The sequence below is a fragment of the Cellulomonas jepli genome, from assembly GCF_047229345.1.
Lineage (GTDB): Bacteria > Actinomycetota > Actinomycetes > Actinomycetales > Cellulomonadaceae > Cellulomonas_A.
Genome location: NZ_JBFTER010000065.1, coordinates 1 through 25,577, shown reverse-complemented (window position 1 = coordinate 25,577; position 25,577 = coordinate 1). Strand labels below are relative to the sequence as shown.

Below are 25,577 nucleotides of genomic sequence, written 5' to 3'. Positions count from 1 at the left end.
CGCCTTCACCACCCAGAACGCCGCCCTTGCGGCATGATCACCACTCACCCGGTGTCAACCGACCCTGCAGCAGTCCCCAACCCGAGCAGAGCTGTAGAGGGCGGACGGCGGCGGGAGTAGGTCTGCGGATCGAACGCCGACACCATGCTCGGGTGCAGTGCGGCCACCGCGAACAGCAGGACGCACAGGGTCCCGATCACTTGGTTCGGCTCCCCCGGTAGCGCGAAACGTTGCCCCTGGACGGCATTCGTCAGGTCGTACAGGAGCGCTGCGCCGGCAGCAGCGAGCAGCAGGTAGGTGCTCGGCGGCAATCCTCGGCTGGTCACCGCCATTCGCAGCAACATCCCGATGATCGTCACATCGACCGTCGGAGCAACGACGGCGGCCCACGTGCCGCCCCCGGCTGCGGCAGCCGCGACAAGCTGGGCAGCGACAAGTGCAAGCACAGCGGTGACGATGACGACGTCAAGGCCGTCGGCCCGTTCGCTCCTCGTGTGGCGCCTGCTGAACCAGACCATCACCACGACACCAACCGCCACCATATGACCGGCGCCAATGAATGCCTCGGCCACTTTCGTGGTGGTTTCGGCGACCTGAACGCTCACGTGCGCAGCCGCCCAGAACGTCAACATCACCGCCATAGCTAGCCAACCGCGGTGCTGAGGCCGATGTCGCACCACTCCGACCAGAAGCAACCCTGTTGCGATCATCGGACTGGCCACGGCCACTTCCTCACGCAGTTGCGGCACCAGCACGCTCACTGCACACGCAGCGAAGGCGAAGACACCGGTGACCCATGCAGCGCGCGCGCCACGGCCGGGAAGAGCACGAACAGCCATGCCCCACCCATCGGCAGAACGAGCCCCGCCGGTACTACTGCGCGCGTACCTCGACCAATCGGACCATCGCTCCACGGCCTAGAACGAGAAGCCGGGTCGATCACTTGCCCCAAGGTCGCTCGTCTGGCGTCGCCGCTGGGCCGACCGAGAGACGGGTGGGCGCAGACGACCAGACGATGCCAACGCCGTAACCGCATAGCGTCAAGCGCCGGAGGACATCCGCGCGATGACCGCGGCCTTCGCGGACGCGAACTCCTCATCGGTCAGAACGCCCGCTTCGCGCAGCTGCCCGAGTTGCGCGAGTTCTTGTGCCGCCCACGGCCCTGTCTCCATCGAGACCGCCGGTGCCACGACATGGAGCTTTGGGTTCTTCGCGGTCGAGATCCGCTCCCTAAGCTTGTTCAGCTGCGGCATCACGGACTGGTAGAGCCGCTTGTCCAGCGGCAACGTGTTCGAGAGGCGCACCCCGCTTCCAGCAACCGGTCTGACGAACGAGGTGGTGGTGTCGGTGGCCCACCGGCACCACTACCCGGCACGAGGAGCACTGTTGGTCGGGATCCCCGCCGTGACGGTGCGACGCGAGCACGAATGGGCGTTGCTGCCCGAGAAGCACCACACGCACCGGACTCCAGCGCACGACGAAGCCGCGCTGCTCGCCCAGCACTTCCGGTACGTCAGACGGGTGCGGTACCCGGAAGCGTGCCGTCCCTGGGTGCTAGGTCAAGAACTCGGCTGGGTCATCAAGTCCCCGTTGACCGTCACCGTCTCGCCCGTACACGACTCGCAGGTGGACGCCGGCGCTGACCCGGACGAGGTCACCCGGCTGGCCGGGACGTCCGAGTTCTGGAGCCGCAGCGGTGGCTTCATCACCGCACCACGTTCTCCGTGGCTTCGACTGCACCAGTTCCGGGGCGTCTCGGGCGCCTGGGAGGCGATGTTCCTTCCGAACGGAGACGGCTCCGTGGAGTGGCGCCTCGGCTTCTCAGCCAATATCCCGGACGAGTACCTCCTGGTGACGCAGTCGATAGGCATACCCGGGGTCGAAGTCCCGCCGGGCGTTCTCACAGCGCGACAGCTACGACGTAGCATCGGCGCCGGTGGCATCTCGCTGGCATTCCGTCCTACCGGTGACGTCACCATCCAGCGCGGCGACCCGATCGCCAAGCTCGTGCTGCTGCACCGGTCGTCGATCCAGGCGCGCCTCGAACTGGATGAGCCCTCGGACGTTGAAGGAACAGCGCGATGAGACTGCCCGGTGCAGAGCAAGCGATTCTTGGCGATCCACGAGCGTTGTGGTTGTTCGCGATCATCGTCGTGCGTCGCGTAGCGGGCGCAGCGTTCCCTGTGGCTCTCCTCATCGCCGTCGCCGACGCCCGGGGGCTCGTGATCGCAGCGAGCGTCCAAGCAGTCCGGGTCGCAGTCGCGACATTCAGCACACCGCTCCGTGCGCGGCTCATCGACCGGTTTGGACGGTCTCGCGTCGTGCTGCCGCAGACGATCGTGGCAGCAGTGACACTCGTGCTATTCGTCGCGATCGTGGGTGCCGACCGAGCGCCGCTCGCGTTGATCTACGTCGCGTGCGCACTCGCAGCAGTGACGCCGGCGGCGGTGGACGCAGTTATCAGGTCTGCGTGGGCCGAGATCGGGCGCACTGAACGCCAGGTCAAGCTGCTTCACACCGTCGACTCGCTCCTCGAGGAGGCGGGATTCCTGCTCGGACCGGTGTTGGCATCGACGTTGCTGCTCGCGATGTCGCCGCAGCAGGGTCTGTGGGCTGTGAGCGCCGCAGCGGTCGTCGGCAGCCTGCTCGTCTTCGCGTCGAGCCACTTCCGTACCGCCCTGCGACGTCCACCGGCGGCGAGGCCACGCGTAGCCGAGGCGATGCTGCGCACCTGGCGCACGCGCCTTCGCACGGTCGTCGGACCGATCGCTCAACCGTCGCTGCGGCGGATCGTCCTGCCGCTGGTCATGATGGGCGCGAGCTTGGGGTGGCTCGGCCTCCTGGTTCCGCAGGTTGCGACTGCGGCCGCCGGTGGGCTTGACCGCACCGGATACCTCATGGCCGCGATCAGCCTGGGGGGCGTGGTCGGAGGGTTCGGGTACGCGCTGGTCAGGTGGCGAGCGTCGCTGAGCACGCGCCACGCCGTGCTGCTCCTGGCGTTCGCAGCCCCGCTCACGACCGCTGTCATGACGTGGCCGAGCGCCTGGGCACTCGGCGCTGTCCTGGCGGTGAGCGGACTCGCGGTGACGCCCCTGTACATCAACAGCTACCTCATGATCGACGACGGCCTACCCGAAGAAGTGCGACACGAGGCGAATACCTGGGTCCCCGTGGGCAACAACGTCGGCTACACCGTCGGGATCACCGCAGCCGGGTTGCTGACCGCCGTCGCCCCGGGCGCTCAGACGCTCGCTCTCGCACAGTCCGCTCTGGCAGTCGGCACGGTGCTCATCGGCTGCTGGCTGCTGCGCACCGACCGCGCGATCACACCGCGTACCGAGGAAATAGCGGCGTCGCATGCGACCTGACATCACGATGCCGGTAGCGCAGGCCCGCGGGTTCGCGGTGGCCGCGCAAGGTCTGCATGAAGAGCAGACGAGCACCTTGCCGATCGTGCAACGCATCGGCTTGCTGCAGATGGACCCGCTCACTCGCGTCGCACGCGCTCATCTGCTCACCTGCGCAGCACGAATGACCGTCCAGTAGATCAGCGGCGTCGATCAAGATCTGTGGCCGGCCGATGACCGCGCCGCGACCTTCGAGACCTACACGCACGCAGCCTGCGTCATGCCGATAGGCGACTGGCCCCTGTTCGAGATCCACCGTTCTCGCGCGCGTGCCCGCGCCGACACACCGCCACCAAAAGCGCGGCAGCGGGTCCGCGAGCTGATCGCTGACAGCGAGCACGGGTTGACCATCCGCGAACTGCAACGAGACGACCGCACTGGCGGTGGTTGGGGATGGTCAGCCACCAAGCGCGCAGCCGAGCACATGGTGTGGCGAGGCGAGCTCGCGTCCACGAGTCGCCGGCGGGGCGAGCGCGTCCTGAACCTAGTCGAGCGCGCCGTTCCGACCGAGCAGCTGAACCAGACCCTCACGCCTGACGAGTGCCTCACGGCACTGGCGGAACGTGCTCTAGCAGCGCTCGGTGTCGCCACGACCGAGGAGGTGGCGACCTACTACCACCTGCGTGCCGATCAGGTCGCTGCCACGCTCCGTGGGCGTGGCCACCTGCAGGCGACGATCGATGGCTGGCAAGAAGCGGCCTGGGTGACCGAACCCGTGACGACGAGCACCTCGCAGCCTCGACCCCGGCTGATCGGCCCCTTCGACAACCTCATCAGGGACCGGGCACGGACCCGCCGCCTGTTCGGGTTCGATTATGTGTTCGAGGCGTACAAGCCCGCGGCGCGCAGGAAGTACGGCGCCTATGCGCTCGCCGTCCTCGTCCACGACGGGTCAACTCCGCGGCCGACCGGGCACCAGTGTAGGTCGTCTTCGATGCTGTGCAGGCAGTCCCGACCGTGGCCCCCCACGACGGCGATGAACTGGGTGGTGCGTACGTGAACGCTTGAGACGCAGGTGTCCGCGCCGGTACGGACGGCGCTGCCTCCCCCGGCTTGCCGCTCATGCGGGGCACTCCGCGCGCGCACCCCCGGTTTCGGTGCTCGCATTCGGCGGCTTCCCGGTCGGGTCTCCGCCGAGCGTCGGCGGGCGCGACGGCGCAGGTCAGAGCAGACTGGCGGCACATTCCGATCGAGGAGGACGTGACGCATGGAGCACTACACGATCGCTACCGTCGCCGAAGAGAGCCCGGACTTCCGCCGGGTCCTGTGGACCGGCGCGCACAGCCAGCTCGTCGTGATGACGATCCCGCCCGGCGGTGAGATCGGCGAGGAGGTCCACGAGGACACCGACCAGATTCTGACGTTCGTCAGCGGGATCGGCGAGGCGATCGTGTCTGGGCAGAAGCGGAAGGTCGTCGCCGGCGACCTCGTGGTGGTGCCCGCGGGACGCACGCACAACTTCCTCAACACGGGCGAGAACCCCTTGATCCTGTACACGGTCTACGGCCCGGCCCACCACGCCGAGGCCGCGGTGCACAAGACCAAGGAGGAGGCCGACGCCAAGGAGGCCGCCGGCGAGGACGAGCCTCCGACCGAGGACTGAGCGCCCGGCCGGGTTAGGCGCAAGCCTCACCCCTGCAATCTGGCTCGATGGAGCCCGAGCCCGCACGGTGCTCGGGCTCCGTCGCGCCGGAGCCCTGCGGTTCGCCGCCTGGAGGCCCCGAGAGCGGGGCGCCGACATCGGCGTCGAGCGCAGTGCTGGCCTCGACCACAGCGTCCGACGAGCCGCCCTGCTCGACCTCGTGAAGTTGTGCACGCTTCAGGTAGCGGGATGCCGAGGACTAAATGGCACGGGCCAGCAGCGCGGAGCTGATGAGCCCGAGCCCGAGGAAGCTAGCCAAGGCGAGCGCGACGACGAGGGAAAACCCGAGCACGTCCATGGCCACGGCGGCCATGCCCTGCGCCGCGAGCACCACTCGCGCTCGTGCTGCTGGCGCTGTTCGCGCAGGTGAAGCGCACCTACATGCTCGGCGCTCAGCGGAGGGTGATGACGTCGAGGTTGCGTTGAGGGTGGCGCACCCGAATCACATCCCCTTGTTCCGCCATCTCTTTGACGACACTGGACGCCTGAGCAGTCTTAAAGATGGTTTTGCGGAACGCGAAGTCGCAGATTTCGTGAACTGTCGCGCTGCGAGCGGGTTGCGCTTCCAGATGCGCTCGGATAAGGCGTCGCAACGCGTGCGTCTGCGGTCGGTCCTCGATCAGCAGCGTCTGCTGATTTGGGTCACGCGGGTCCCGGTACCCGCTGCCATACCCTGGGTCGACCTCCCACATCGCCTCCTTCATCTTCTGCAACCCCTTGTCGTGGGCGGTGCCGAAGACGAGGTAGAGCGACGCACCACGATGGTCGACGAGTTCGAAGTCTAGAACATGGGTGAACCCGGCTCCGTGAATGGTGTCGCGGTACCGCTCGATGAGCCAACGCGTCTTCCGGTGGGAAGGCTGCTTGGCGACGTCCCGCCAGCGCGAATGCCCAAACACTGCGTCCCCGTGCTTGCGCTCGGGTGCGTCAGCAAATCGTGAGAAGAACTGCGGTTGCAGGGTGATAAGGACTTCGCTGCTGGGATTTTTAGCGATGCGCTGCACGAGGTCGATGTTGACGCCACCGCCCCAGGAGTCCAAGACCGCCAAAATCGGCTTGCCCCAGCATCGATGCTCGTCCAGCAGCGCCACAAGCGTGGGGTCGTAACTGCCCTGGCGTATCTCGACTGTGATCCCTGCTTTCTCGGGCAGCGCGTCCAGCGCAAGCGGATGCGAGCGCTTGGCCAACTCCTCGCGCAGGCGATCGCATCGATCGGATCGCTGTTCTACGAACAGCATCCGAACGTTCTTCTTTACCGACCGCGCACGCAAGGACTCGTCCTGCCGGATCGTGTCGAAGGCGATCAGTGGTGAGCCAGGCGAACCGTCAGCATATACCCCAGGGCCGGAGAAACCCTCGGCGTACGTCACGTCGCCCTTCCACGCCCCTCGGATCATGATCGGCATCCACCGGTCGAGGTAGCGCCGGTACAGGTCATGTTTGGCTTTGGTGTGCGGGTCCGCGTCCCACACCACAGGTTCTTGTGCCATGTCCGTCCGTCGTTCCTCGGTTGGTGGTCCCCTGAATGTAGCGCCCTGGATGCTCTCCTCGCGGTGTCTTGGATCGCGCCGCGCGCGTCGTGTGCGGTCGTTCGGTTCGTGAGCTCCGGCCCTCACCTCGCGCGCCATAGCACTGGCGCGCACATCGAGCGTGAGAAGGGCACGCCTGGTGCTGCGGGTCAGAACGGGCCGCGCGATCTCGTGCTCGTCGACCTGCCGGTGACTTACCCAGAGACGCGCGCTCATCACTGCGTCTGCCGGTCGTGGCCGCGCCGGCGCCGGGACTGTTCGGCGCGCCTGCAACATTCTCTGTCCCCGCGAGCCACGGAGCGACGCCGCGCACTGGCGCCGCTCGGGTTGTCGACCCTCAGTTCGGCAGCCGTGTTGCCCGCACTAGGCGTCAGCTTCGCCGCCGGAGCCGCTTCGGCTCAGCTCAGCACGACCCGCAGTACCGGTGCGCGCGACAGGTGCCGTCTCGACCGCGGCTTGAGCAGCAGCGCGCATCTCACGCGCCCAGGCCCACGCGTGGCTCGGGTTGCGTAAATAGTACTTGCGCTTGCTGTCACCTGACGGCGCTTCGCTGATCAGGGCGAGTGTGAGGAGACTCTTCAGCGGGACCTGCACATTGCTCGTGGGCAGGTCCAGCGTCCGCGCGAGCTCGGTGAGGTTCACTAAGCCGTCTGCGGCATCGGCCACGGCGAGCATGACCTCGAGGCGGTAGTTCTGGCCGAACGCAGCACGCGACATCGCCCGCAGCTCCGCCTCATACGCCTCAGTCATGACCGCTACGCTAACGGCACACACGTTACGCGAATCCCGTAAGGAGGTCACCGTGAAGCAGCGCACCGGCATCGAGTGGACCGAAGTCACATGGAACCCAACCACGGGGTGTGACCGGATCTCGCCGGGTTGCGACAACTGCTACGCCTTGGCGATGGCCAAGCGCCTGAAGGCGATGGGTTCCGATCGGTACCAGCTCGATGGCGACCCCAGAACCTCCGGACCGGGCTTCGGGGTGATGACGCATCAGGTGGCGCTGCGCCAGCCGTACAGGTGGAAAGGGCCCCGTACTGTCTTCGTGGACTCGATGAGCGACCTGTTCCACGCCAGGATTCCGGTCGACTTCATCAAGCAGGTCTTCAAGGTCATGGAAGACACCCCTCAACACACGTATCAGGTGCTCACCAAGCGCTCGGCGCGGTTGCCGAAGCTCGTCGACAAGCTGGCGTGGCCAACGAATCTATGGCTAGGGGTCAGCGTCGAAGACGCCGACCACCTCTACCGCGTCGACCACCTTCGGCAAGTCCCCGCTGCGGTGCGCTTCTTGTCTTGCGAGCCGCTGCTCGGCCCGCTGAGCGGCTTGGATCTGTCAGGCATCGGCTGGGTTATCACGGGCGGCGAGAGCGGCCCGGCGGCCCGGCCGATGGCACCTGAGTGGGTTCGTGAGATCCGGGACCTGTGCCAGGACGCGGCAGTGCCGTTTTTTCACAAGCAGTGGGGCGGGCGCACAGCAAAGCACGGTGGACGGCTGCTCGACGGGATCGAGTGGGACCAGATGCCCGGGGCGGCTCACGGCTGACGAGACTCACGGGCCCGGCAGCCAGCCGGCGGGCTTCACGCGCGCTATGCCGTGACGCGAGGACGTTGCTGCCCAACTGGCTGCAGCGATCTAATCACGTCATCGAGCACGCGCTCGTCGGACGATTCGCGCTGCATGCCGCGCGCCTACCTTCCGGCGACGGCCACACCCCGCTACGCGACGGCAGCGAACCGCGAATCACTCGGCGTTATATGGCGCCCCGTGTCGGGCGGGTCGTCCCACGCGGAGGTTGCGAAGTCGACCGGCAGTGCGCACGTCAGCTAAACGTTCCCCGGCCGCACAGGCACGGCGCCCACGGCCCAAAGAGAAGACGGGCAGCATGTCGCTGCCACGCCGGTCACCACGCGATGAGATAGTCACCCTGGTACGAGGCCAGGTTGCGGAAGCCGTGGCGAAAGAACAACTTGAGGCTCCTCGTGTTGTCACGGTGGATGATCGCGGTGATCGGGACATCCGCCGAATCGCGAATCAGCACGTCGTCGATGACTGCTTGCAGCATCATGTCGCTGATACGATCACCATTCAACGCGCGCCCGCCTTGGTGGCCGGTCGCGACGGCAAGGAAGTAGACGCCGCGACTCGGCCGCTCCGGCTTCTCCTCGTAGAACTTGTCGATGTGATGGGCTCCTACAGCGACGAGTTGGCCCTGTTCGTCCACGAGAAGAAGCAGACGCCGATCCGCGTCAGACTGCTCCATCGCCCACGCGTGCGCCCTGTTCCGCACAAAGTCTTCGACCTCGACCTCATACACCAACGCATTGACCGACCCGCAACAGGTGAACTCGTTGAGGAGCCGACCGTCAGAGGGGCCAGCGACCTGGATCCGACAGTCGATGCCGACGGTCACTCCGCGCGAGCGCTTCGAAGCTCGGCGGCTCGGGCGCTTCGGTCGACACGGGTCCGCACCGGCAACTGAAGTCGCTCGCCTCGAGGTCGCGCGAACATTCCACGAACTTGAGAAGCAGCGGGCTCTGATCCAGCCGGGGCGACATCGGCGGTCCGCGGGAAGACACGCTGCTCGAGCGGCGCCTCCGAACCGAAGTAAGCAATCATGTCGCTGTCCGGTATTTGAACATGCCGAACGCCTGGCCTGTAGTTCTTCCGCCACGGCATCTGCCTGTGCGTAAGTTCCCGCAGCGCGCCCGCTGATCGCCCGCTCCACGTGTCCCATACACGCTGCATGAACTCCTCGATATTTGCGGGCAGTTCGCAACCCGTCCGATGCACCTGTGAGCGCACGATCGGCGTGGCCAATCCGCGGTATTGAGCGTACGGCGCGTAGATTACAGGCCCATGATCGTATGCAAGAACGTCTTCATCAAATAGGCGTCGCCCAGTCGCCGCGAGGTAGTTTCCTTGAGCGAGATACAGCAGCTTCTGCAACTTCATAGGGCTGACGTCGGCATCATCGCCCAGTTCGCTATCGCGTGCTAGGAGGAAGCCAACGACGTCCAGCACAGGGACTTCACCGCCCCGCGCCCTTTCGTTACGTGACATGACCACCTCCTTCCAAGACACTTATTGTCTCACGAGCGTCCCACACGGGCCCAGAGGCATCGGGACCTTGGCGGTGTGCGCTGCGTGACGGTGCCACCATCGCGGGAGACGGTGGCCGGGCAGGCGCTCTCCCCGATGCGGGGAGTCTCCTCTCGCTGACGCAGCCATCCGTCGAAGTCGAGCGGCGAGGGGACAGCGCGTCCCGGGAGCGAATCAGTCTCCCGCCAGGAGCGAGGCCGCGCGAGCGCGTAGCAGAAGGACTCCTCGGCCTTGACCCACCACGTCGGACATGTCGCAGAGACCGCGAGGGCCGGGTCGTGCACGACGCGATCCCGAACGCCTTCGTTCCAATAGCTTCACCGATCACGGCATCCTTTCGGCGCAGATGCTGCCACGCTCGGCCGATCGAAGCGTCTGACTCGGACGACCTCGACAACGCCGCCCGATATCAATCCCGCGGCAGTTCTGCCATCGCCTCTCGCAGACCGGGATACGCCGAGTTCTCGGCCAGGACCTTCTCCAGGTCCCTGCGCGCCATCGCCGGCTTGCTCTCCGCGAGGTACGTGTACGCCCGCTCGACGAGCGCCTGGTGGCGCAGCTCAGCGGGCCGCGACCGTAGCCGAAGTGCCTCCTTGAGCGCCTCCCGAGCCGCCCCCGGCGACCCTTGCTCGCGCAGCGCCGCAGCTCGCTGGACGAGCAGGAACATCGACGCCTCGTCCTCGTTCGTCAGTCCGTCGGTCATCGAGATGACCTCGTCCCAGCGCTCCTGCTCCCCGTACAGCTCCGCGAGGGACACCGCAGCGATCGTGGACGGCGTGACCTCCTCGACCACGTCGGACGCGGCGCGCAGCTCGCCGGCGCTCTGGTGAGCTTCCGCGAGAGCGAGCCCGATCGTGTCGCGGGACAACGGGAGCTCAACAGTGATGCCCTGCGCGATCTCGAGCGTCAGCTGCTCTCGCGGCAGGTAGCGGGCCAGGAACTGGTCCCTCTCGGGGTTGTACCCGGTGGCCCACAGCCAGCCGAGCAGCGACTGGACGCGGGCGAAGTCACCAGCGGGGATCGCACCGTGGACAGCTTCGAGAAGCGCACCGGTCTGGCGGGCGTCGGGGTGGTCTTGGGCGACGCGCTGAATCGCGGTGACGTTGCGCTGCTGCACCGCGGCGGCGTAGAGCTCCTTCTCCCACTTCGGCGCGAGCATCCCCGGCTTCGGGGGCGCAACCGGCTGCGGCGCTGCAGGAGCTGGCGTGCGCCGGGGAGCCGCGGTTGCCTGAGCGGGTCGCGCTCTCCCGCCGCCGCTGGTGCTGGAGTAGGACACGCCTGACCCCGGGATGCCGACGGTAGTCGTAACTCGTCCCGAGGAGTGCACGCGTACGCGGGCCCCTTTGGTCCCTACGGACGTGGACACCCCCCGCGGGGTGACCGTCATCCGCACGCCGGGCATGACCTTGAACGACTTGCGCACCCGAAAACCCACAGTGGTCTCCCTTCCCGGCTTGGACGGTACCGCTCACAGCGTCCCGCGGTGAGGGCCTTCGCGGGTGAGGTGTCTTGAGTGAGGCTCCGTGACTCGCCTGAGCCAGCAGCAGGCGTCTACGTCGATGACGACGCTGCTGCTGAGCTTGGAATGGCACGCTGAAGCGTGCACCCGAGGTGAGCTGACGCCCCTCGATGCGCAGGAGACGTCGCTCCGCGAGGTTGTGCTGAGCGAGCGTGGCGTCAGGTGTTCAACCAATGACCGTAGAGCGCCGGCGTTTCGCGCGACCCGGTGAGTTGAGAGGTCAAGTGCGCCGCCTGGATGTCGCGGAGGCTGGTGATGTAGTCGAGCACGGCGACCGCAATGTCATTGAGGTCAGGTCCAGTTGGCTCTGTGGCACCGTCATCGCTGCCATCACCATCGAGCACGGCGAGGTAGGAGCGCAACCGAGCGGGAAGTCGTCCGCTGACTTTCCCTTCGGCTCGCTTCTCCATCCACTCGTGTGCCATGTCGACCATGGCAGGGAAGAGAGACCGCAGGTTCTCCACCTGCCCGTACTGCATGGCGGCGAGCGTGACTGATTCGATCACGAAGTAGCTGTTGAGAGCTTTGAAAAACTCCGCAACGAGTACAGCAGTTGGGTCAAGGTGCAACTGCACCCGCCGATCGTCCACTTTCAGACTGGCGGCGTTAGACAGGTACACGATGACGGCGCTGGAGAAGCGCTGAAGGTTCCGGTGGGCTTCACCGGTTCCGGAGAACGGCGCCTTCGGGCACGGCCCCTGAGCAAACTCCTTGATACGCAACAGCGCGCCCGCGTAATGCCGATCGCGATCAGCTTCGGACTCACTCGTGTCGCGTTGCTGGAAGTTGCGCAGCTTCTGGCAGATGTAGAGCAGACTCTCGCGGAGAGTTTCGTCCTCAACGAAGTCGAAGTCGGTCGACAGCCAGTTGATCGCGTTCGGGGCCTGAACGAACACGTTCGCGATCTGCCCGAGAGGAATGAGCCCAGCTCGGTAGAAGTCATCAACGTCGTGGACGGCGTAGCTGATGTCATCCGCCCAGTCCATGATCTCGGCCTCGACCCAGCGGTCGACCCGAACGACCGCACCGTCATCGTCCTTCTGAACGCGTACATAGCCGCCGCGGACGAGCCGATCCAGGATGTCACTCTCTTCGGTGTAGAAGCTCCACTTCTTCGCGAGCTTCGGAGTGCCCACAGGGTGACCGCCGCGTGTCCAGGGGTACTTCGCGATCCCAGCGAGAGTCCGGAGGGTGAGGTTCAGACCGGTTGTGAGGGCATCACCTCGGAAGCTCAACTTCGTGACGACGCGCATCGACTGGGCGTTGCCTTCGAAGGATCGCTCGGCGAGTCGTTCGCTGTCCGAACGAGCGGACCGCCCCTTCGTCTCATCGTCAAGCCAGAACGTCACACCGTCATCGGCTGTGGCGTCGAACATCTCCTGGAGCGCTTCTTCACCTGCGTGGCCGAAAGGCGGGTGGCCGATGTCGTGCGCGAGACCAGCGGCGTAGCAATGTCGCGGGTCCAGCCAGTCATCCAGCTCGATGCCCTGGAACGCCGGGTCCTTCTTGGCGTCGTGCTTGAGCTTTCGAGCTAAGGTCTCTGCGACCTGAGCCACCTTGATCGAGTGCGTCAGACGGTCATGGAAGTGGAAGTCGTCCTGTGGAGGGACGACCTGTGTTACGCCGGCGAGTCGCCGGAACTCCGGCGAGTACAGGAGCCGGTCCACGTCGACGTGCGCGTCGCTGCGCCACGGTTCCTGCACGCGAGCGACGTCATCTACGCGCTCATGTAGGTCGGGCGGACGATCGACACTCCCGGTGGCGTCGTCGCCACCCTCGGCGGTCACCGCACCGGGATGAGCGCCACGGTGGATGAGGTTGGGTCGATACTGACGCGCCCCACGGCCTCAAGACGGTAGACGGCATCAGTGGCGCGCCTACGGGAGTGACCTGCGGACACGGCGTCCTCGATCACGCTGGACAGGCGCATCCCGTCCTCAGCTGCCGCAAGCTGAGTGAGCACGTGGTCGACTGCCCGGTCGATCGCACGACGCTGAGAACGCGCTTCGTCCTGAACAACCTCGAGACCCGCACGAACCTTCGCGCGCGATCGCAGTTTGATGGGACGCTCGGCCACAACCTGGGACATGCCTGTTCCCCTCTCGGCATCCGGTCTGACACGTTCATCATGTCACCTGGGGCCCACAGACAGCTCGACAACACGGCCAGGCCGCTCTACCTCACTCGAACGACCTACCGCCGGGGACGCACCGCCGCGCGTACACCGGCCCTCGCGCCCAACCGGCCACCCCCCAAATGTGTCTGGCCGGCAGATGTCCCCAAGTCGTCTCGTCCTCCCGGCCCAGGGCATGCGCTGTTCTCCCAGCGGAGGTGCACCGCCGGGTCGGGCCTATCGCGGTGCCGCACGTGCAGGAGGCTACCGATCGGACGACGGCTCGTCGGCGATCGCGCGATCGATCGCGCGGAGGATTGCGTCCATGTCCTCGTCGTCTTCGGCGCCGTACGTGTTGAGGTCGCTCTGGTCGTATCGCCGTTCCATGCGCCGACCGTATGGACGACCGTGCGCCGCGTCATCCGGCGTCTGGGTGACTGTCGGAGTCCGAAGTCCTCTGCACACCACCTCGTGTTGATCACCAGGTGGTGCGCAGGGGGGACTTCCGCTAACCGGACTCGTCGGCACGACGTTCCATCTGCTCCGCGCTCTTGTGCACGAGCGGAAGGCCGCGCTGGTCAACGCGCCGGCGAGCCCGGGGCGGTCAGCCGGGGGTGGTCGTCGTGCGCAGGTAGTTGTAGAGCGTCTCGCGAGCTGATCCCGAACTACCTTGCTAGGAATGGCTGGCTTCGATGATGCGGCGTGACGATGGGCGCCCTTCAGCTCGGCGGACCAGTGTGCGGACCGTCATGAGGTCGTCGGGGATGTCTCAGGCTGCGTCGACAAGCTCGTCAGTGAGGTGGTGGACGCCGACGTCGCAGCATGTGAGGTCGTCCTCGTCTGGAGACTGTCCCATCACGAACAGCAGACCGCGTTGGTCGGCGAGGTCGCCCCCGGCACAGCCGAGTGCGTACTCCTCGCGGCTCCATGGGAGGCGACGACGCGCAGGCTGTCCCCGTAAAACGGGTGCAGGACTGCGGTCACGCCATCGGGGGTCGTGCGCGATGACGGTGACGAGTCTAGTGGGAGAGGCCCCCCGGGGACAGCAGGCGCCGCTAGGGGTCAGGGGGTCCTCGGGGCGGTTGACTTCCTCAATCCGAGTGGAGTCGAGGACAATAAGCGGCCCAGCCATCTCGATCGATAAATGAACGCCATGCCTCGGCCGGGCCCGAGATAAAGTCCTGCATGCGGTCCTCTACGGTCGCCCCGGGGATGCACCGCGCCTCGAAGGCGCGCGCGAGGCGTAGCGGCACGAAGCGACCAGAGTCCGTGCAGCGCATACCCCTGGGGTCGGATGCGATTCCTGGAACGCGTACGCAGCCAGTTACATGCGCACATCCAGCGAACGCTGCTGACGAGGCTTCCCGTCACCGTCGCTAAATCGAGTGCTTCTTGTCTGCGCGGAACGCTGTGCTCGATAGCGTGCCCACGAACAGGTCTTCGTTGAGAAACTGCAGGATCGTTGGGATGTCGGCCTCGTCAAGTATCAGGTCACCGTTCGCGTCAAGCAGGGTGTCAGGGTCCAGGTCATGCTCGATCATCGCGTCGCGCAGCTGCTGCGAAGTCACGCTCGTCAAGTGACCGCGACGAGCGATCGCCTCAAGCCGCCTGCTGGCGCGGCTGTCCCGCAGCGCCTTCGCCTGCAGGCGGGCGGCCCCTCCTGCTGTCATGGGCACGCTGGCGCTGACGTCACCAACCCAGATGGGGACTTGACCGGTGAGAGCCTTGTCTTCGCGGAAGAGGTTCGCGAAGGCGGTCTGGCTGAGTACCCACATGTGGTCGTCGTGGATCACCAGATCCACGATCGAGTCGAACCCGAACAGCGGCTCCTCCACCCGAACGAGCTGCTCTCGGTAGACGGTCAGACGCCGGCCGCCCTTCAGGGAGCGCTGCGGGTTGGAGCGACGCAAGAAGACGGTGCGGTTGCCTACCGTGTCACCAACGGCGATCGAGTAGAACGAGAGGGTCGCTGCCGGGATCTTGTCTGCTTCGAGTTTCGGGACGTCAGCCCCGCCACGGAGCTCTTCGAAGAAAGTCCGACCGTTGTGCTCGGCCGTCAGGTCCGGCGTCGGGTCGATGTCCGTCAGAGGCATGCCGAGAACCGTCTCGCGCACAAGGTCCGCGTCCGGGGCCCAGGACTCCGGTTCACGGTCGATGATCTGCGCAGCAGCGTCAGAGGTCAACTCTCGCAGGTCGTTCGCGACCTCCTGCGACAGTCGTAACCGCCGGATGTTGTACCTCCCGGAGCTCGTCCTCCATCCCACGACCAGGGAGACGGCCTGCTGACTGTCGAAGGTTGCGAGCGCCGCCAGCTTGTTTTTAAGAGTGACCATCAGATCCTGCCCCTTCGAGTTTGCGGATAACGCGACGCACGCTCGTGTTCACGACGTCGACGACGAGGTAGTTGGCGTCGCTGTCGACCGGATCGCGGGAGAGCACGAACCCCTGCCACTGAGAGTTCCTCACATGAAACAGGTGGAAACCATCGAGCGCAAGCAATGGATTTACCTGCAGGAAGTCAGTCGTAATGAACACAAACCCAACCATGACGAGGAATACACAATAGGCGACGATGTCCTGCACGTCGGGCTCGCTGACCGTCAGGAACGGCAGCAGGTACGTCGCGAGGTGCGCCGCAACCTGCGCGCCTTCGTTCCGCGCTTCCGCAACGTACATTGGCTGCGGCTCTTCGCTCTCCTGCGCACGCACAAGAGAACGCGCGAACAGCGTCCCCACGAGAGCGATGAGGAGGCAAGCAACTCGCAGGGCAATCCCGTCGAACCGAATCGCCAGGAGGACGAACAGGGGAACGTAAGAACTCACGAGAAGCCGAAGCCTAACCACGTTCCCCCTAGTCTCCTAAGTCAGCGCGAGATCCGCACCTCTCCGGTCACGAGAAGATTTGCCCGTTGACGCGCACGGGCCACGGCCGCACCCACCGTAAGTGCACGTGAGGTCGACACGACCTCACTTCCCACGACGAGCGATGCGTACGCGATACCCAGAGGTGTTCTACCCGCCTCGATCTCGCACAGTGCTGCCGGAACATGTCTTACCCCATTTGCCATTGGCTGTCACCTCCGCACCCAGTGTCTCTCTAGGGTCTGACATGTTTCGCGATCCTCTCGCACGCTCAGACCGCCGTCTAGATGCCCCGTCACGCTGGCGAGTCGCTCGCGCACGTCACCGGCGCCACGACCGCGTTGTGCTCATTCGAGTGATGCCAGGTCCCGCCAAGTGGAACATCACGGGCCGAACGCCCGGTGGCGGCGGACGGCGTCCACGCGTTTGATCGGCCCCGCACCAGGTCACGACACACAAGGCGCTCACCCCCCGTTGGGCACTCCGGCTGCTCCGCTCACACACGAGGCAGAGGTCCCGCGTTCACGAGGACCATGCACAGAGCCAGCCGTCCACCTGAGGAACCGGCTGCGCCCCTCCCCTCACAAGCGCCCTCAGAGGGCCAATCGGCCGAGCCACTCGGAAGCAACAATGGGCAGTGCCATCAGCGCCCACCCCGCATCCCTGCAGGTCAAACGCTTGAGAATATTCCGAAGTCGACCCTCGGAATATTCCGAAGCGTTCCGTGCTCCGCCCCCAGGATTCGAACCCGGACCGCAAGGCACCAAAGGCCTGCGTGCTGCCGTTACACCAGGGCGGATCGTCGGCTCGCCGCGCACCGCACGGGCGCGGGTCGAGCGGCGGCGCCGGCACGACCTCGCACCGACCGGCACCGGCCCTCGCCGACCGACGGCCGGGGCGGCCGCGACCGGCACGAGCCGACGACCGGCGCGGACGACCGTCGGCCGACCAGTCTGCCAGCCCGCGTCGCCCCGGTCCCCGCAGGCGGCTGCGATGATGGGCCCGTGGCTACCGAGACGAGGCGGACGACGCGCGCGCGCATGACCGGCGTGCAGCGGCGCGAGCAGCTGCTCGACGTGAGCCGGCGGCTGTTCGCGGAGAAGGGCTTCGAGCTCACGAGCGTCGAGGAGATCGCCGCGCGCGCCGAGGTGTCCAAGCCCGTGGTCTACGAGCACTTCGGCGGCAAGGAGGGCGTCTACGCCGTCGTGGTCGACCGGGAGATCCGCGCGCTCACCGGGGCGCTGACGGCGGCGCTCGCGGGCGGCGGCCACCCCAAGGTGCTCGTCGAGCGCACCGCGCTGGCGCTCCTGACCTACATCGAGACGTCGACCGACGGGTTCCAGATCCTCGTGCGGGACTCCCCCGTGGCGCAGGCGACCGGCACGTTCTCGAGCCTCATCGGCGACGTCGCGACCCAGGTCGAGCACCTGCTCGCCGACCAGTTCAAGCGCCAGGGCCTCGACCCGAAGACGGCGCCGCTCTACGCGCAGATGCTCGTCGGCATGGTCGCGCTCACCGGGCAGCACTGGCTCGACGCGCGCCGCCCCGGGAAGGCCGACGTCGCGGCGCACCTGGTCAACCTCGCGTGGAACGGGCTGTCGGGCCTTGAGCGCCGCCCGACGCTCACGTCGACCGAGAGCTGACGCGCCGCCGACCGCTCCCGCCGGGTATCTCGATGTCGAGTAACCTCGCGCCATGACGGCTCGAGCGGCGCACGGACGGGGCGGCGAGCCCACGCGTGCGCAGCCTGCCGCGGCCGACGCGACCCGGCCCGAGGTGCGGGACGAGGTCGACCGCATCGTCGAGGCGTGGGGGCGCGAGCGCCCGGACCTCGACGTCACGCCGCTCACGGTCCTCTCGCGCGTGAGCCGCCTCGCGCGGCACCTCGACCTGGCGCGGCGCGGTGCGTTCGCGCGCCACGAGCTCGAGACGTGGGAGTTCGACGTGCTGTCCGCGCTGCGGCGCGCGGGTGCGCCCTACCGGCTCTCCCCCGGCGCGCTGCTCACGCAGACGCTCGTGACGAGCGGCACGATGACCAACCGGATCGACCGGCTCGCCGAGCGCGGGCTCGTCGAGCGCCAGCCGTCCCCGGAGGACCGGCGCGGGGTGCTCGTGCAGCTCACCGGCACCGGCCTGGCGCGGGTCGACGCGGCGTTCAGCGACCTGCTGGACGTCGAGCGGCGGCTGCTCGCGGTGCTCACCGAGGCCGAGCACGCGACGCTCGCGACCCTGCTGCGAGACGTGGTCGCCCCGTTCGACGCGCCCTGACGCGACGCGGTGCGCGCGCCGCGGCCCGGTCGGCGCCACGCGGGCCCTGCCGGAGTCACGCAAGCCGGCCTGCGCCACGCAGGCCGGGGCGGGGGACGGCGTCGCGCAGCCGGCGCCCCGTCGTGCGTGCCGTGGGGCTCTCAGCCGGCCGTCTCCGCCGCCTCGAGCCACGCCTCCTCGAGCTCCTCCCGCTCGGCCGCGAGCGCACGCAGCTCGGCGTCGAGGGCCAGGACCGCCTGGTGGTCGGTCGCCTGGGCGGCCATCTTCTCGTGCAGCCTGCCCTCGAGCTCCGTGATCTTCGCGAGCCGCCGCTCGATGCGCTGGGTCTCCTTGCGGGCGGCGCGCTGGTCGGCCGCGGACGGCGCCGGCGTGCTCTCGTCGCGCCCGCCGTCCGACGGCCCGGGACCGGCCGGAGCGACCCGGCCGGTGTCCGTGCCGATCGCGCCCGGAGCACCCGAGCCGCCGCCGCCGGCCATGGCCGCGCGACGCAGCTCGAGGTACTGCTCGACCCCCCCGGGGAGGTCGCGGACCTGGCCGTCGCCGAGCAGCGCGACCTGGCGGTCGCACACGCGCTCGAGCAGGTACCGGTCGTGCGACACGACGATCAGCGTGCCGGGCCAGCCGTCGAGCAGGTCCTCGAGCGCGGCGAGGGTGTCAGTGTCCAGGTCGTTGGTCGGCTCGTCGAGCAGCAGGACGTTGGGCTCGCCGACGAGCAGGCGCAGGAGCTGCAGGCGACGGCGCTCACCGCCCGAGAGGTCGCGGACCGGCGTGCGGGCGCGCTCCTTGGTGAACCCGAGACGCTCGACGAGCTGCGCGGCGGTGAGCTCCTTGCCGCCCGCGACGACGGTGCGCTTCTCGCGCTCCACGACCTCGACGACCCGCAGCTCCTTGAGCTCGTCGAGGTCCTCGACGTCCTGGGTCAGCTCCGCGACCTGGACGGTCTTGCCGCGCTTGACGCGCCCGCTGGTCGGCTCGAGGCGGCCCGAGAGCAGCTTGAGCAGCGTCGTCTTGCCGGCGCCGTTGACGCCGACGACCCCGTACCGGTCCCCCGGGCCGAGCCGCCAGGTCACGTCGTCGAGCAGCGTGCGCGTCGTCGAGGCCCCCGTCGCGTCGTCCGGCGCGTCGAAGCGCAGCGTCACGTCCTCGAGGTCGAGCACGTCCTTGCCGAGGCGGCTCGTCGCCATGCGCGTGAGCTCGAGGCGGTCGCGGGGCGGCGGCTCGTCGGCGATGAGCTCGGCGGCGGCGTCGAGGCGGAACTTGGGCTTCGAGGTGCGCGCGGGCGCACCGCGGCGCAGCCAGGCGAGCTCCTTGCGCAGCAGGTTCTGGCGCTTCTCCTCGGTGACCGACGCCGTGCGCTGCCGCTCCGCGCGCGCGAGCACGTACGCCGCGTAGCCGCCGTCGTACTGCTCGACGGACCCGTCGTTGACCTCCCACGTGCGCGTGCACACCGCGTCGAGGAACCAGCGGTCGTGCGTGACGACCACGAGCGCGCCGGTGCCGCGCGCGTACCGGGCGACGAGGTGCTCCGCGAGCCACGCGACGCCCTCGACGTCGAGGTGGTTGGTCGGCTCGTCGAGCGCGAGGACCTCGTGGTCGCGCACGAGCAGCGCCGCGAGCGCGACGCGGCGGCGCTGGCCGCCCGAGAGGTTCGCGACGTCGTCGGTCAGGTCGAGGTCGGCCAGCAGCCCGGCGTGCACCGACCGGACGCGGGGGTCGCGCGCCCACGTGTGCTCGTCGGCGTCGCCGTGCACGATCTCGCGGACCGTCGCGCCCGGGGGCAGCTCGTCGCGCTGGTCGAGGAGCGCGACGCGGACCCCGCCCGCGCGCGTCACGCGGCCGGAGTCGGCGGGCTGGAGGCCGGCGAGGACCCGCAGCAGCGTCGACTTCCCGGCACCGTTGGGGCCGACCACACCGACGCGCATGCCGTCGTCGACGCCGATGCTCAGGTCGTCGAGGAGCGTGCGGGTACCGAGGGTGAGCGACACGGAGTCCGCTCCGAGCAGGTGGGCCATCAGGTTCTTCCGCTGGGGGTGGGGTGCGGGGGCACGACCACGCGAGGGTACGGGGAGGGTGGCGCCGGGGGCCGTCCGGGCCGTCGGAGGGCACCCGGGACCGACGGGTCAGGTCACTCGGGCCCGGAGGTCACGACGCGCGCGCCGGGCACGGGGCCGACCGCGGTGAGCACCGAGTCGGCGACGCCCGCCGCGGTCATCGCCGCGGCGATGACGAGCGCGTGCTGGCGGCTGCGGGCCAGCGCGGCGATCGTCGGCCCGGAGCCCGAGACGACCACGCCGAGCGCACCCGCGTCCTCGGCCACCGCGAGGGGCTCGGCGAGGTTCGGGGCGAGCTCGAGCGCCGCGGACTGGAGGTCGTTGTGCAGGGCCCGGCCGAGCGCCCGCGGGTCGCCCGCGCGCAGCGCCTGCATGAGCGCGACCTCGGTCTCGTGGCCGCCGCCGCCCATGTGCAGCTCGTCGAACGCCGCGTACACCGCCGGGGTCGAGAGGCCCTCGTCCTGCACCGCGAACGCCCAGTGGTACTCCCCGCGGCACAGCGCGGGCGTCAGCAGGTCGCCGCGCCCCGACCCGACCGCCGTGTGGCCCAGCAGCCCGAACGGCACGTCCGAGCCGAGCGACGCCGCGAGCTCGTGCAGCTCGTCGCGGGGCAGGCCCGTGCGCCAGTGCGCGTCGCACGCGACGAGGGCGGCCGCCGCGTCCGCGGAGCCGCCCGCCATGCCGCCCGCGACGGGGACCGCCTTGTGCACGTGCAGGTGCACGCCCTCGTCGATCCCGGCGTGGTCGGCGAGCGCGCGGGCGGCGCGCAGCGCGAGGTTGGACCCGTCGGTCGGCACCAGGTGCGCCTGCGGCCCGGTCACCGAGAGCGACAGCCCCTCGGCCGGCGTCGCGACGACGTCCTCGTACACCGAGACCGCCTGGAACACCGTCGCGAGCGAGTGGTAGCCGTCGGCCTCGCGCCGGCCGACGCGCAACGACAGGTTGACCTTGCCGGGTGCGCGGACCCGGACCTCACGGTCGGCGCGGATCTCCGTGGGGCTCGACGTCACGGTTCCACTGTGCCAGGTCGGCCCGGGGACGGCGCGGAGGCGTCGGCGAGCGCGGCGTCGGTCGGCGCGGCGTCGGTCGGTGCGGCTTCGGTCGGTGCGGCGTTGGTGGGCGACGCGTCGGCGAGCGCGGCTGCGATCCGGGCGAAGCCGTCGACGTCGACGCGCTCCCCGCGGGCCTGCGGGTCGACCCCGGCCGCCTCGAGCGCGGCGACGGCGGCGTCGGCCGAGCCCGCGAGACCGGCCAGCGCCGAGCGCAGCATCTTGCGGCGCTGGGCGAACGCGGTGTCGACGACGGCGAACACCTGCTCGCGCGTCGCGGACGTGCGCGGCGGCTCCCGGCGGTCGAGGCGCACGAGCGCGGAGTCGACGTTCGGCACCGGCCAGAACACGCTGCGCCCGATCGTCGAGGTGCGACGCGCGTCGGCGTACCAGGCGACCTTCGCGGACGGCACGCCGTAGACCCGGCTGCCGGGCGGCGCGGCGAGCCGGTCGGCCACCTCCGCCTGGACCATGACGAGCACGCGCTCGAGCGTCGGGAAGCGCTCGAGGAACGTCAGCAGCACCGGGACGGAGACGTTGTACGGCAGGTTCGCGACGAGGGCCGTCGGCGCGCGCCCCGGCAGCGCGCGCACGTCGAGCGCGTCCGCCAGCACGATCGTCAGGCGCGCGGCCGCGTCGACGTCGGCGTCCGCGACCGGCCGGTCGCCCTCGTGCGGGCCGGAGACGACGAGGTCGGGGACGTGCGCGCGGGCCGTCGCGGGCAGCAGCCGCGCGAGCACCGGGTCGATCTCGACCGCGAGCACGTCGGCGCGCGCCTCGAGCAGACCGAGGGTCAGGGAACCCAGCCCGGGGCCGATCTCGACGACCCGCTCCCCCGGCTGCACGGCCGCCTGCCGGACGATCTTGCGTACCGTCCCGCCGTCGAGCACGAAGTTCTGCCCGAGCGTCTTGGTGGGACGGATGCCCGCGCGCTCGGCGAGCTGCCGGATCTCCGCGGGCCCGAGCAGGGGTCCGGGGGTGTCGGTCATGCGCAGGAGCCTAACCGTGAACCGCCGGCACCCGGCGGGGACGACGACGCCCCGCCGCCGCTGCGGGCAGCGAGGGCGGGGCGTCGTCGTGCGATCAGGAGAACAGGTTCTTCCCGCAGTGCGGCCACTGGCCGGCACCCGAGCGGTTGTAGAGCATCTTGGCGCGCGCCGTCTGCTCCTCCGCCGACGCGTCGGACGGGAGGCCGGCACCGCCGACCGCCTGCCACGTCGCGACCGAGAACTGGTAGAGCCCGTGGTATTTGCCGGTCGAGGAGACGATCGACGGGTTGCCGCCGGACTCGCACTTCGCGAGCGCGGCCCAGTTGAGCGAGTCGGCGTCGCCGCCCGCCGTGACCGGGGAGCCGGTCGCCGGCGCGGACTCCGCCGCCGCAGACGCAGCCGGAGCCGCCTTGGGCGTCGCCGCCGGGCGGGCCTTGGTGCCGACCGCGACGACCTCGTCGACCGGGGCCTGCGTGACCTCGTCCGAGACCGGCTCGCGCGCGATCTCGACGCCGTCGACGGTGGTGACGCGCTCGACGACGGTACGCACACCGGCGACGCCCTCGGTCACGACGGCCTTCTGGCCGACGTAGCGCTCGGCGTCGTCCTGCGTCACCGAGGTGAACGGGAGCTCGACCGTCGTGGTGGCGTCCTGGATCACGACGCGGCTCACGACGACGGCGACGCGTCCCTCGGCGCCGGGGCGCACGATGACCGTGTCGAGCTCGGCGAGCACGACGCCGAGCCGGTCGAGCGCCGTCGCGACGTCCGTGACGCCGTCGGGCACCGGGAGCGTGCTGCCGTCGACGAGGACGTCGGCCGGTCCGTCGAGGGTCAGGTCGCCGGCGAGGACCGGGCGGCCGCTGCCGTCGGAGCGCGACGCGACGAGCTGCACGTCGGTGCCGCGACCCGCGAGCGCGTCGAGCGCCTCGTCGGCGCTGAGGGCGGTCGTCCAGACGGACTCGTCGACGCCGTCCGTGCGGACGGTCACGAGGCGCGCGTGGCGCACGACGACGTCGGAGCCGTCCTGCAGAGCCCCGTCGGGGGCGACCGTGTCGCGCGTGCCGACGGTGACGTCGTGCTCCTCGAGGAGCCCCTCGACGCTGCCGGCGAAGGTCGTGACCTCGGTCTCGACGCCGTCGACGTCGAGCGTGACGGTCTTGTGCGCCTGGGCCGTGACGGCCGTGCCGGTCGCGAGGACCAGGGCCGCGGAGAGCGCGGCGACGAGGCGGAGGCGGGCGCGGCCCGAGTCGGCGGAGCCGGTGAGGCGCGAGCGCAGGGAGGGGGTGTCGGTGAGCTGGGGCTCGGTGGCTGTCTCGGCGGTGTCGCCGGCGGGGGTCAGGGAGGGGAAGCGCACACGGTTCCAGACGTCGGTGGTCCCGGGCACGGGGAGCGGACGCACCGCACGCGGCGCACGGCGGTGCCCCGTCGCCCGTGGGCCGGTGGCTCTGCGCGTCCTGGAGGGAGGACGTGCCCGTCGTTCCCGGATCCCCGATCCGGCCGTCAACGGCTCACGCGGAGGCGCGTGGGCCCGTCGCCCGCGGTCCGGGCGGGCGCCCCGCGAGGGACGTCCTGCCGGTGCAGCGACACGCGACCGTAACCGACTCGTGATGTGGCGCCCAACCCCTTGTGCGCGAGATCACCCCGGGATGCAGACCTATATCGGGGCAGAGTCGGACATACCGGGCGGCTGCGCGGACCCGGGTGGCTCGGGTCCTGCGCGCAGCGGGGTCCGCTCGTCCGGCGCCAGGCGGCCGCCGCGCGCAGGAGCCGGCGCTCGCCGGTCCGGCCCGGCTACCGGCCGGTCACGACCGGCACCCGCGGGTCAGTACCATCCCTTGGCCTGCGAGTGCGCCCAGGCCCCGCACGGGTCGCCGTAGCGGCCCTCGATGTAGTTCAGGCCCCACGTGATCTGGGTCGCCGGGTTGGTGCGCCAGTCGTCCGCGACCGTCGCCATCTTGCTGCCCGGCAGCGACTGCGGGATGCCGTACGCGCCCGAAGACTTGTTCTCGGCGTCGACGCGCCAGCCGCTCTCCTTCTTCCACAGCGCGAGCAGGCACGCGAACTGGTCGTCCCCGAAACCGCGGGCGGCGGCCATCTCCTTGCCCATCGCCTGCGCCGTGCCCGGCTCGACCGCGACCGTCGAGGGGTCCGGGAGCTCGGCGGTGCCGACCCGGACCACCTGGTCGACGGGGGCGACGGTGACGGCCGACGCGAGGACGGTCCGCTCGACGACGGCGCCGCCGACGAGCGACGTCGCGTACGTCGTCTGCCGCTGACCGGCGCGGCCCTTGGTCTCGACGACCTTGTTGCCCTTGACCAGCTCGGGGTCCTCGACCTCGACGATCTGGAACGGCACGACCTCGGTGACCGTCTGGTCGCCCTGGCTCGCGCGCGTGACGAGCACGACGAGGCCGTCGACCGCCGTCGCGTCGAGCGGGACCGACACGTGGTCGCCCTCCTCGAGCACGAGGCCGATCTCCCGGAGCGCCTCGCGGACCGTCGGGGCGCTGCTCACGCCGTCGATGACCTGCCCGTCGACCACGAGGTGCAGCGTCTTCTCGGTCGAGACGCGCAGCACGTCCCGGCCGAGCGACGCTGACCGCGAGGCCGACAGCAGCGTCTCGCCGCCGCGCAGGCCGAGACCCTCGACGGCCTCCCCCACCGTGAGCGCCGTCGTCCACACGGTCTGCTGCGCGCCGTCGACCTCGACCTCGATCTCGCGTCCGTGGCGCACGACGACCTGGGAGCCGCTCGTGATGTGCTCGTCGAGCGCGGGGGCGACGAGGTCCCCCTCGCCCACCTCGATCTCCGCGCCCGCGAGCACGTCGGCGACGGTGCGGCCGAACGCCGTGACCTCGACCGGCGAGCCGTCGACGTCGACCGTGACGGACTTGTGCAGCACCGCGAACGCGCTCGTGCCGCCCGCGACGAGCGCGAGCACGACGCCCTGCGCGGCCAGGCGGGCCGGGCGCGAGACCCTGCGGGGCGCCGGGGCCGAGGCCGGGCGCTCCGCCCCGCCGTCCGCGCGCCGGGCGAGGC

General features: G+C 69.2%; 26 protein-coding genes, 1 tRNA gene and 1 pseudogene. 8 read left to right on the top strand and 20 right to left on the bottom strand.

Features of this window, described 5'->3' with window-relative positions; all coding sequences use genetic code 11:
• Positions 1-44: 44 nt before the first annotated feature.
• Positions 45-761 (bottom strand): hypothetical protein, encoded by a 717-nt coding sequence (locus AB6N24_RS15075; protein WP_412870202.1) that lies wholly within the window; start codon positions 759-761, stop codon positions 45-47.
• A gap of 279 nt (positions 762-1,040) precedes the next feature.
• Positions 1,041-1,304: an SHOCT domain-containing protein gene (locus AB6N24_RS15070; protein ID WP_412870201.1), complete on the bottom strand. Its 264-nt coding sequence runs from the start codon at positions 1,302-1,304 to the stop codon at positions 1,041-1,043.
• Positions 1,305-1,386: 82 nt separating this feature from the next.
• Here AB6N24_RS15070 and AB6N24_RS15065 point away from each other — a divergent pair, with 82 nt between their 5' ends.
• The 5 genes from AB6N24_RS15065 (at position 1,387) to AB6N24_RS15045 (ending at position 5,010) form a co-directional block, all read left to right on the top strand.
• On the top strand, positions 1,387-2,085 hold the full coding sequence (locus AB6N24_RS15065; protein WP_412870200.1) for a hypothetical protein: 699 nt from the start codon (positions 1,387-1,389) through the stop codon (positions 2,083-2,085).
• Complete coding sequence (locus AB6N24_RS15060; RefSeq protein WP_412870199.1) at positions 2,082-3,368, top strand: MFS transporter; 1,287 nt, start codon at positions 2,082-2,084, stop codon at positions 3,366-3,368. Before AB6N24_RS15065 ends, AB6N24_RS15060 begins: the two co-directional genes overlap by 4 nt.
• Positions 3,358-3,546: a hypothetical protein gene (locus tag AB6N24_RS15055; RefSeq protein WP_412870198.1), complete on the top strand. Its 189-nt coding sequence runs from the start codon at positions 3,358-3,360 to the stop codon at positions 3,544-3,546. The genes AB6N24_RS15060 and AB6N24_RS15055 overlap by 11 nt, the downstream gene beginning before the upstream one ends.
• Positions 3,547-4,407, top strand: coding sequence for a DNA glycosylase AlkZ-like family protein (locus AB6N24_RS15050; protein ID WP_412870204.1), 861 nt, complete (start codon positions 3,547-3,549; stop codon positions 4,405-4,407).
• Positions 4,408-4,614: 207 nt separating this feature from the next.
• On the top strand, positions 4,615-5,010 hold the full coding sequence (locus AB6N24_RS15045; protein ID WP_412870197.1) for a cupin domain-containing protein: 396 nt from the start codon (positions 4,615-4,617) through the stop codon (positions 5,008-5,010).
• 238 nt (positions 5,011-5,248) lie between these two features.
• On the opposite strand, the gene AB6N24_RS15040 is transcribed toward AB6N24_RS15045, so the two are convergent.
• The 3 genes from AB6N24_RS15040 to AB6N24_RS15030 all read right to left on the bottom strand — a co-directional run bounded on the left by AB6N24_RS15040 (position 5,249) and on the right by AB6N24_RS15030 (position 7,328).
• Positions 5,249-5,380: a hypothetical protein gene (locus tag AB6N24_RS15040; RefSeq protein ID WP_412870196.1), complete on the bottom strand. Its 132-nt coding sequence runs from the start codon at positions 5,378-5,380 to the stop codon at positions 5,249-5,251.
• 61 nt (positions 5,381-5,441) lie between these two features.
• Positions 5,442-6,794 (bottom strand): three-Cys-motif partner protein TcmP, encoded by a 1,353-nt coding sequence (locus tag AB6N24_RS15035; RefSeq protein ID WP_412870195.1) that lies wholly within the window; start codon positions 6,792-6,794, stop codon positions 5,442-5,444.
• A 147-nt stretch (positions 6,795-6,941) separates the two neighbouring features.
• Complete coding sequence (locus AB6N24_RS15030; protein ID WP_412870194.1) at positions 6,942-7,328, bottom strand: hypothetical protein; 387 nt, start codon at positions 7,326-7,328, stop codon at positions 6,942-6,944.
• Between the two features lie 52 nt (positions 7,329-7,380).
• Between AB6N24_RS15030 and AB6N24_RS15025 the strand changes: the two genes are divergently transcribed.
• On the top strand, positions 7,381-8,127 hold the full coding sequence (locus AB6N24_RS15025) for a DUF5131 family protein (RefSeq protein ID WP_412870193.1): 747 nt from the start codon (positions 7,381-7,383) through the stop codon (positions 8,125-8,127).
• A 358-nt stretch (positions 8,128-8,485) separates the two neighbouring features.
• Here AB6N24_RS15025 and AB6N24_RS15020 read toward each other — a convergent pair whose 3' ends face one another.
• From AB6N24_RS15020 to AB6N24_RS14975, 10 genes and pseudogenes are all read right to left on the bottom strand, one after another.
• Entirely contained in the window at positions 8,486-8,899 is a 414-nt protein-coding gene (locus tag AB6N24_RS15020) for a hypothetical protein (RefSeq protein ID WP_412870192.1), read from the bottom strand.
• 92 nt (positions 8,900-8,991) lie between these two features.
• Positions 8,992-9,645, bottom strand: coding sequence for a Panacea domain-containing protein (locus AB6N24_RS15015; RefSeq protein ID WP_412870191.1), 654 nt, complete (start codon positions 9,643-9,645; stop codon positions 8,992-8,994).
• 448 nt (positions 9,646-10,093) lie between these two features.
• Entirely contained in the window at positions 10,094-10,843 is a 750-nt protein-coding gene (locus AB6N24_RS15010) for a tetratricopeptide repeat protein (RefSeq protein ID WP_412870205.1), read from the bottom strand.
• A gap of 117 nt (positions 10,844-10,960) precedes the next feature.
• A pseudogene (locus AB6N24_RS15005) lies at positions 10,961-11,107 on the bottom strand (DUF4236 domain-containing protein); the annotation flags it as partial.
• Between the two features lie 254 nt (positions 11,108-11,361).
• Positions 11,362-12,990 carry a dGTP triphosphohydrolase gene (dgt, locus tag AB6N24_RS15000; protein WP_412870190.1) on the bottom strand — a complete coding sequence of 543 codons (1,629 nt, stop codon included), beginning with the start codon at positions 12,988-12,990 and terminating at the stop codon, positions 11,362-11,364.
• Positions 12,987-13,292, bottom strand: coding sequence for a hypothetical protein (locus AB6N24_RS14995; RefSeq protein ID WP_412870189.1), 306 nt, complete (start codon positions 13,290-13,292; stop codon positions 12,987-12,989). Before AB6N24_RS14995 ends, dgt begins: the two co-directional genes overlap by 4 nt.
• A 288-nt stretch (positions 13,293-13,580) precedes the next feature.
• Positions 13,581-13,703 (bottom strand): hypothetical protein, encoded by a 123-nt coding sequence (locus tag AB6N24_RS14990; protein WP_412870188.1) that lies wholly within the window; start codon positions 13,701-13,703, stop codon positions 13,581-13,583.
• Positions 13,704-14,692: 989 nt separating this feature from the next.
• Positions 14,693-15,649, bottom strand: a complete 957-nt coding sequence (locus tag AB6N24_RS14985) for a hypothetical protein (RefSeq protein ID WP_412870187.1) — start codon at positions 15,647-15,649, stop codon at positions 14,693-14,695.
• Complete coding sequence (locus AB6N24_RS14980; protein ID WP_489672059.1) at positions 15,636-16,160, bottom strand: hypothetical protein; 525 nt, start codon at positions 16,158-16,160, stop codon at positions 15,636-15,638. The genes AB6N24_RS14985 and AB6N24_RS14980 overlap by 14 nt, the downstream gene beginning before the upstream one ends.
• Positions 16,161-16,905: 745 nt before the next feature.
• Positions 16,906-16,977, bottom strand: a tRNA-Gln gene (locus AB6N24_RS14975).
• 241 nt (positions 16,978-17,218) lie between these two features.
• On the opposite strand from AB6N24_RS14975, the gene AB6N24_RS14970 reads away from it, so the two are divergent.
• Positions 17,219-17,821, top strand: a complete 603-nt coding sequence (locus tag AB6N24_RS14970; RefSeq protein ID WP_412870203.1) for a TetR/AcrR family transcriptional regulator — start codon at positions 17,219-17,221, stop codon at positions 17,819-17,821.
• Between the two features lie 52 nt (positions 17,822-17,873).
• Positions 17,874-18,446, top strand: coding sequence for a MarR family winged helix-turn-helix transcriptional regulator (locus AB6N24_RS14965; RefSeq protein WP_412870185.1), 573 nt, complete (start codon positions 17,874-17,876; stop codon positions 18,444-18,446).
• Positions 18,447-18,586: 140 nt separating this feature from the next.
• On the opposite strand, the gene AB6N24_RS14960 is transcribed toward AB6N24_RS14965, so the two are convergent.
• The 5 genes from AB6N24_RS14960 to AB6N24_RS14940 all read right to left on the bottom strand — a co-directional run.
• Positions 18,587-20,458: an ABC-F family ATP-binding cassette domain-containing protein gene (locus tag AB6N24_RS14960; RefSeq protein WP_412870184.1), complete on the bottom strand. Its 1,872-nt coding sequence runs from the start codon at positions 20,456-20,458 to the stop codon at positions 18,587-18,589.
• Positions 20,459-20,571: 113 nt separating this feature from the next.
• Entirely contained in the window at positions 20,572-21,507 is a 936-nt protein-coding gene (locus tag AB6N24_RS14955; RefSeq protein ID WP_412870183.1) for a 4-(cytidine 5'-diphospho)-2-C-methyl-D-erythritol kinase, read from the bottom strand.
• A complete protein-coding gene (gene rsmA / locus AB6N24_RS14950; RefSeq protein ID WP_412870182.1) occupies positions 21,504-22,535 on the bottom strand; it encodes a 16S rRNA (adenine(1518)-N(6)/adenine(1519)-N(6))-dimethyltransferase RsmA in 1,032 nt (343 codons plus the stop codon). Before rsmA ends, AB6N24_RS14955 begins: the two co-directional genes overlap by 4 nt.
• 94 nt (positions 22,536-22,629) lie before the next feature.
• Complete coding sequence (locus tag AB6N24_RS14945; protein WP_412870181.1) at positions 22,630-23,922, bottom strand: resuscitation-promoting factor; 1,293 nt, start codon at positions 23,920-23,922, stop codon at positions 22,630-22,632.
• 438 nt (positions 23,923-24,360) lie between these two features.
• The coding region (locus AB6N24_RS14940) for a resuscitation-promoting factor (RefSeq protein ID WP_412870180.1) at positions 24,361-25,577 on the bottom strand (1,217 nt) is incomplete at its 5' end.

Coding starts and splice junctions, on each gene's coding strand:
- AB6N24_RS15060 (WP_412870199.1), top strand. CDS start 2,082: ATGAGACTGCCCGGTGCAGAGCAAGCGATTCTTGGCGATCCACGAGCG.
- AB6N24_RS15055 (WP_412870198.1), top strand. CDS start 3,358: ATGCGACCTGACATCACGATGCCGGTAGCGCAGGCCCGCGGGTTCGCG.
- AB6N24_RS15045 (WP_412870197.1), top strand. CDS start 4,615: ATGGAGCACTACACGATCGCTACCGTCGCCGAAGAGAGCCCGGACTTC.
- AB6N24_RS15035 (WP_412870195.1), bottom strand. CDS start 6,794: ATGAGCGCGCGTCTCTGGGTAAGTCACCGGCAGGTCGACGAGCACGAG.
- AB6N24_RS15030 (WP_412870194.1), bottom strand. CDS start 7,328: ATGACTGAGGCGTATGAGGCGGAGCTGCGGGCGATGTCGCGTGCTGCG.
- AB6N24_RS15015 (WP_412870191.1), bottom strand. CDS start 9,645: ATGTCACGTAACGAAAGGGCGCGGGGCGGTGAAGTCCCTGTGCTGGAC.
- AB6N24_RS15010 (WP_412870205.1), bottom strand. CDS start 10,843: ATGCTCGCGCCGAAGTGGGAGAAGGAGCTCTACGCCGCCGCGGTGCAG.
- AB6N24_RS14995 (WP_412870189.1), bottom strand. CDS start 13,292: ATGTCCCAGGTTGTGGCCGAGCGTCCCATCAAACTGCGATCGCGCGCG.
- AB6N24_RS14990 (WP_412870188.1), bottom strand. CDS start 13,703: ATGGAACGGCGATACGACCAGAGCGACCTCAACACGTACGGCGCCGAA.
- AB6N24_RS14985 (WP_412870187.1), bottom strand. CDS start 15,649: ATGGTCACTCTTAAAAACAAGCTGGCGGCGCTCGCAACCTTCGACAGT.
- AB6N24_RS14970 (WP_412870203.1), top strand. CDS start 17,219: ATGACCGGCGTGCAGCGGCGCGAGCAGCTGCTCGACGTGAGCCGGCGG.
- AB6N24_RS14965 (WP_412870185.1), top strand. CDS start 17,874: ATGACGGCTCGAGCGGCGCACGGACGGGGCGGCGAGCCCACGCGTGCG.
- AB6N24_RS14960 (WP_412870184.1), bottom strand. CDS start 20,458: ATGGCCCACCTGCTCGGAGCGGACTCCGTGTCGCTCACCCTCGGTACC.
- rsmA (WP_412870182.1), bottom strand. CDS start 22,535: ATGACCGACACCCCCGGACCCCTGCTCGGGCCCGCGGAGATCCGGCAG.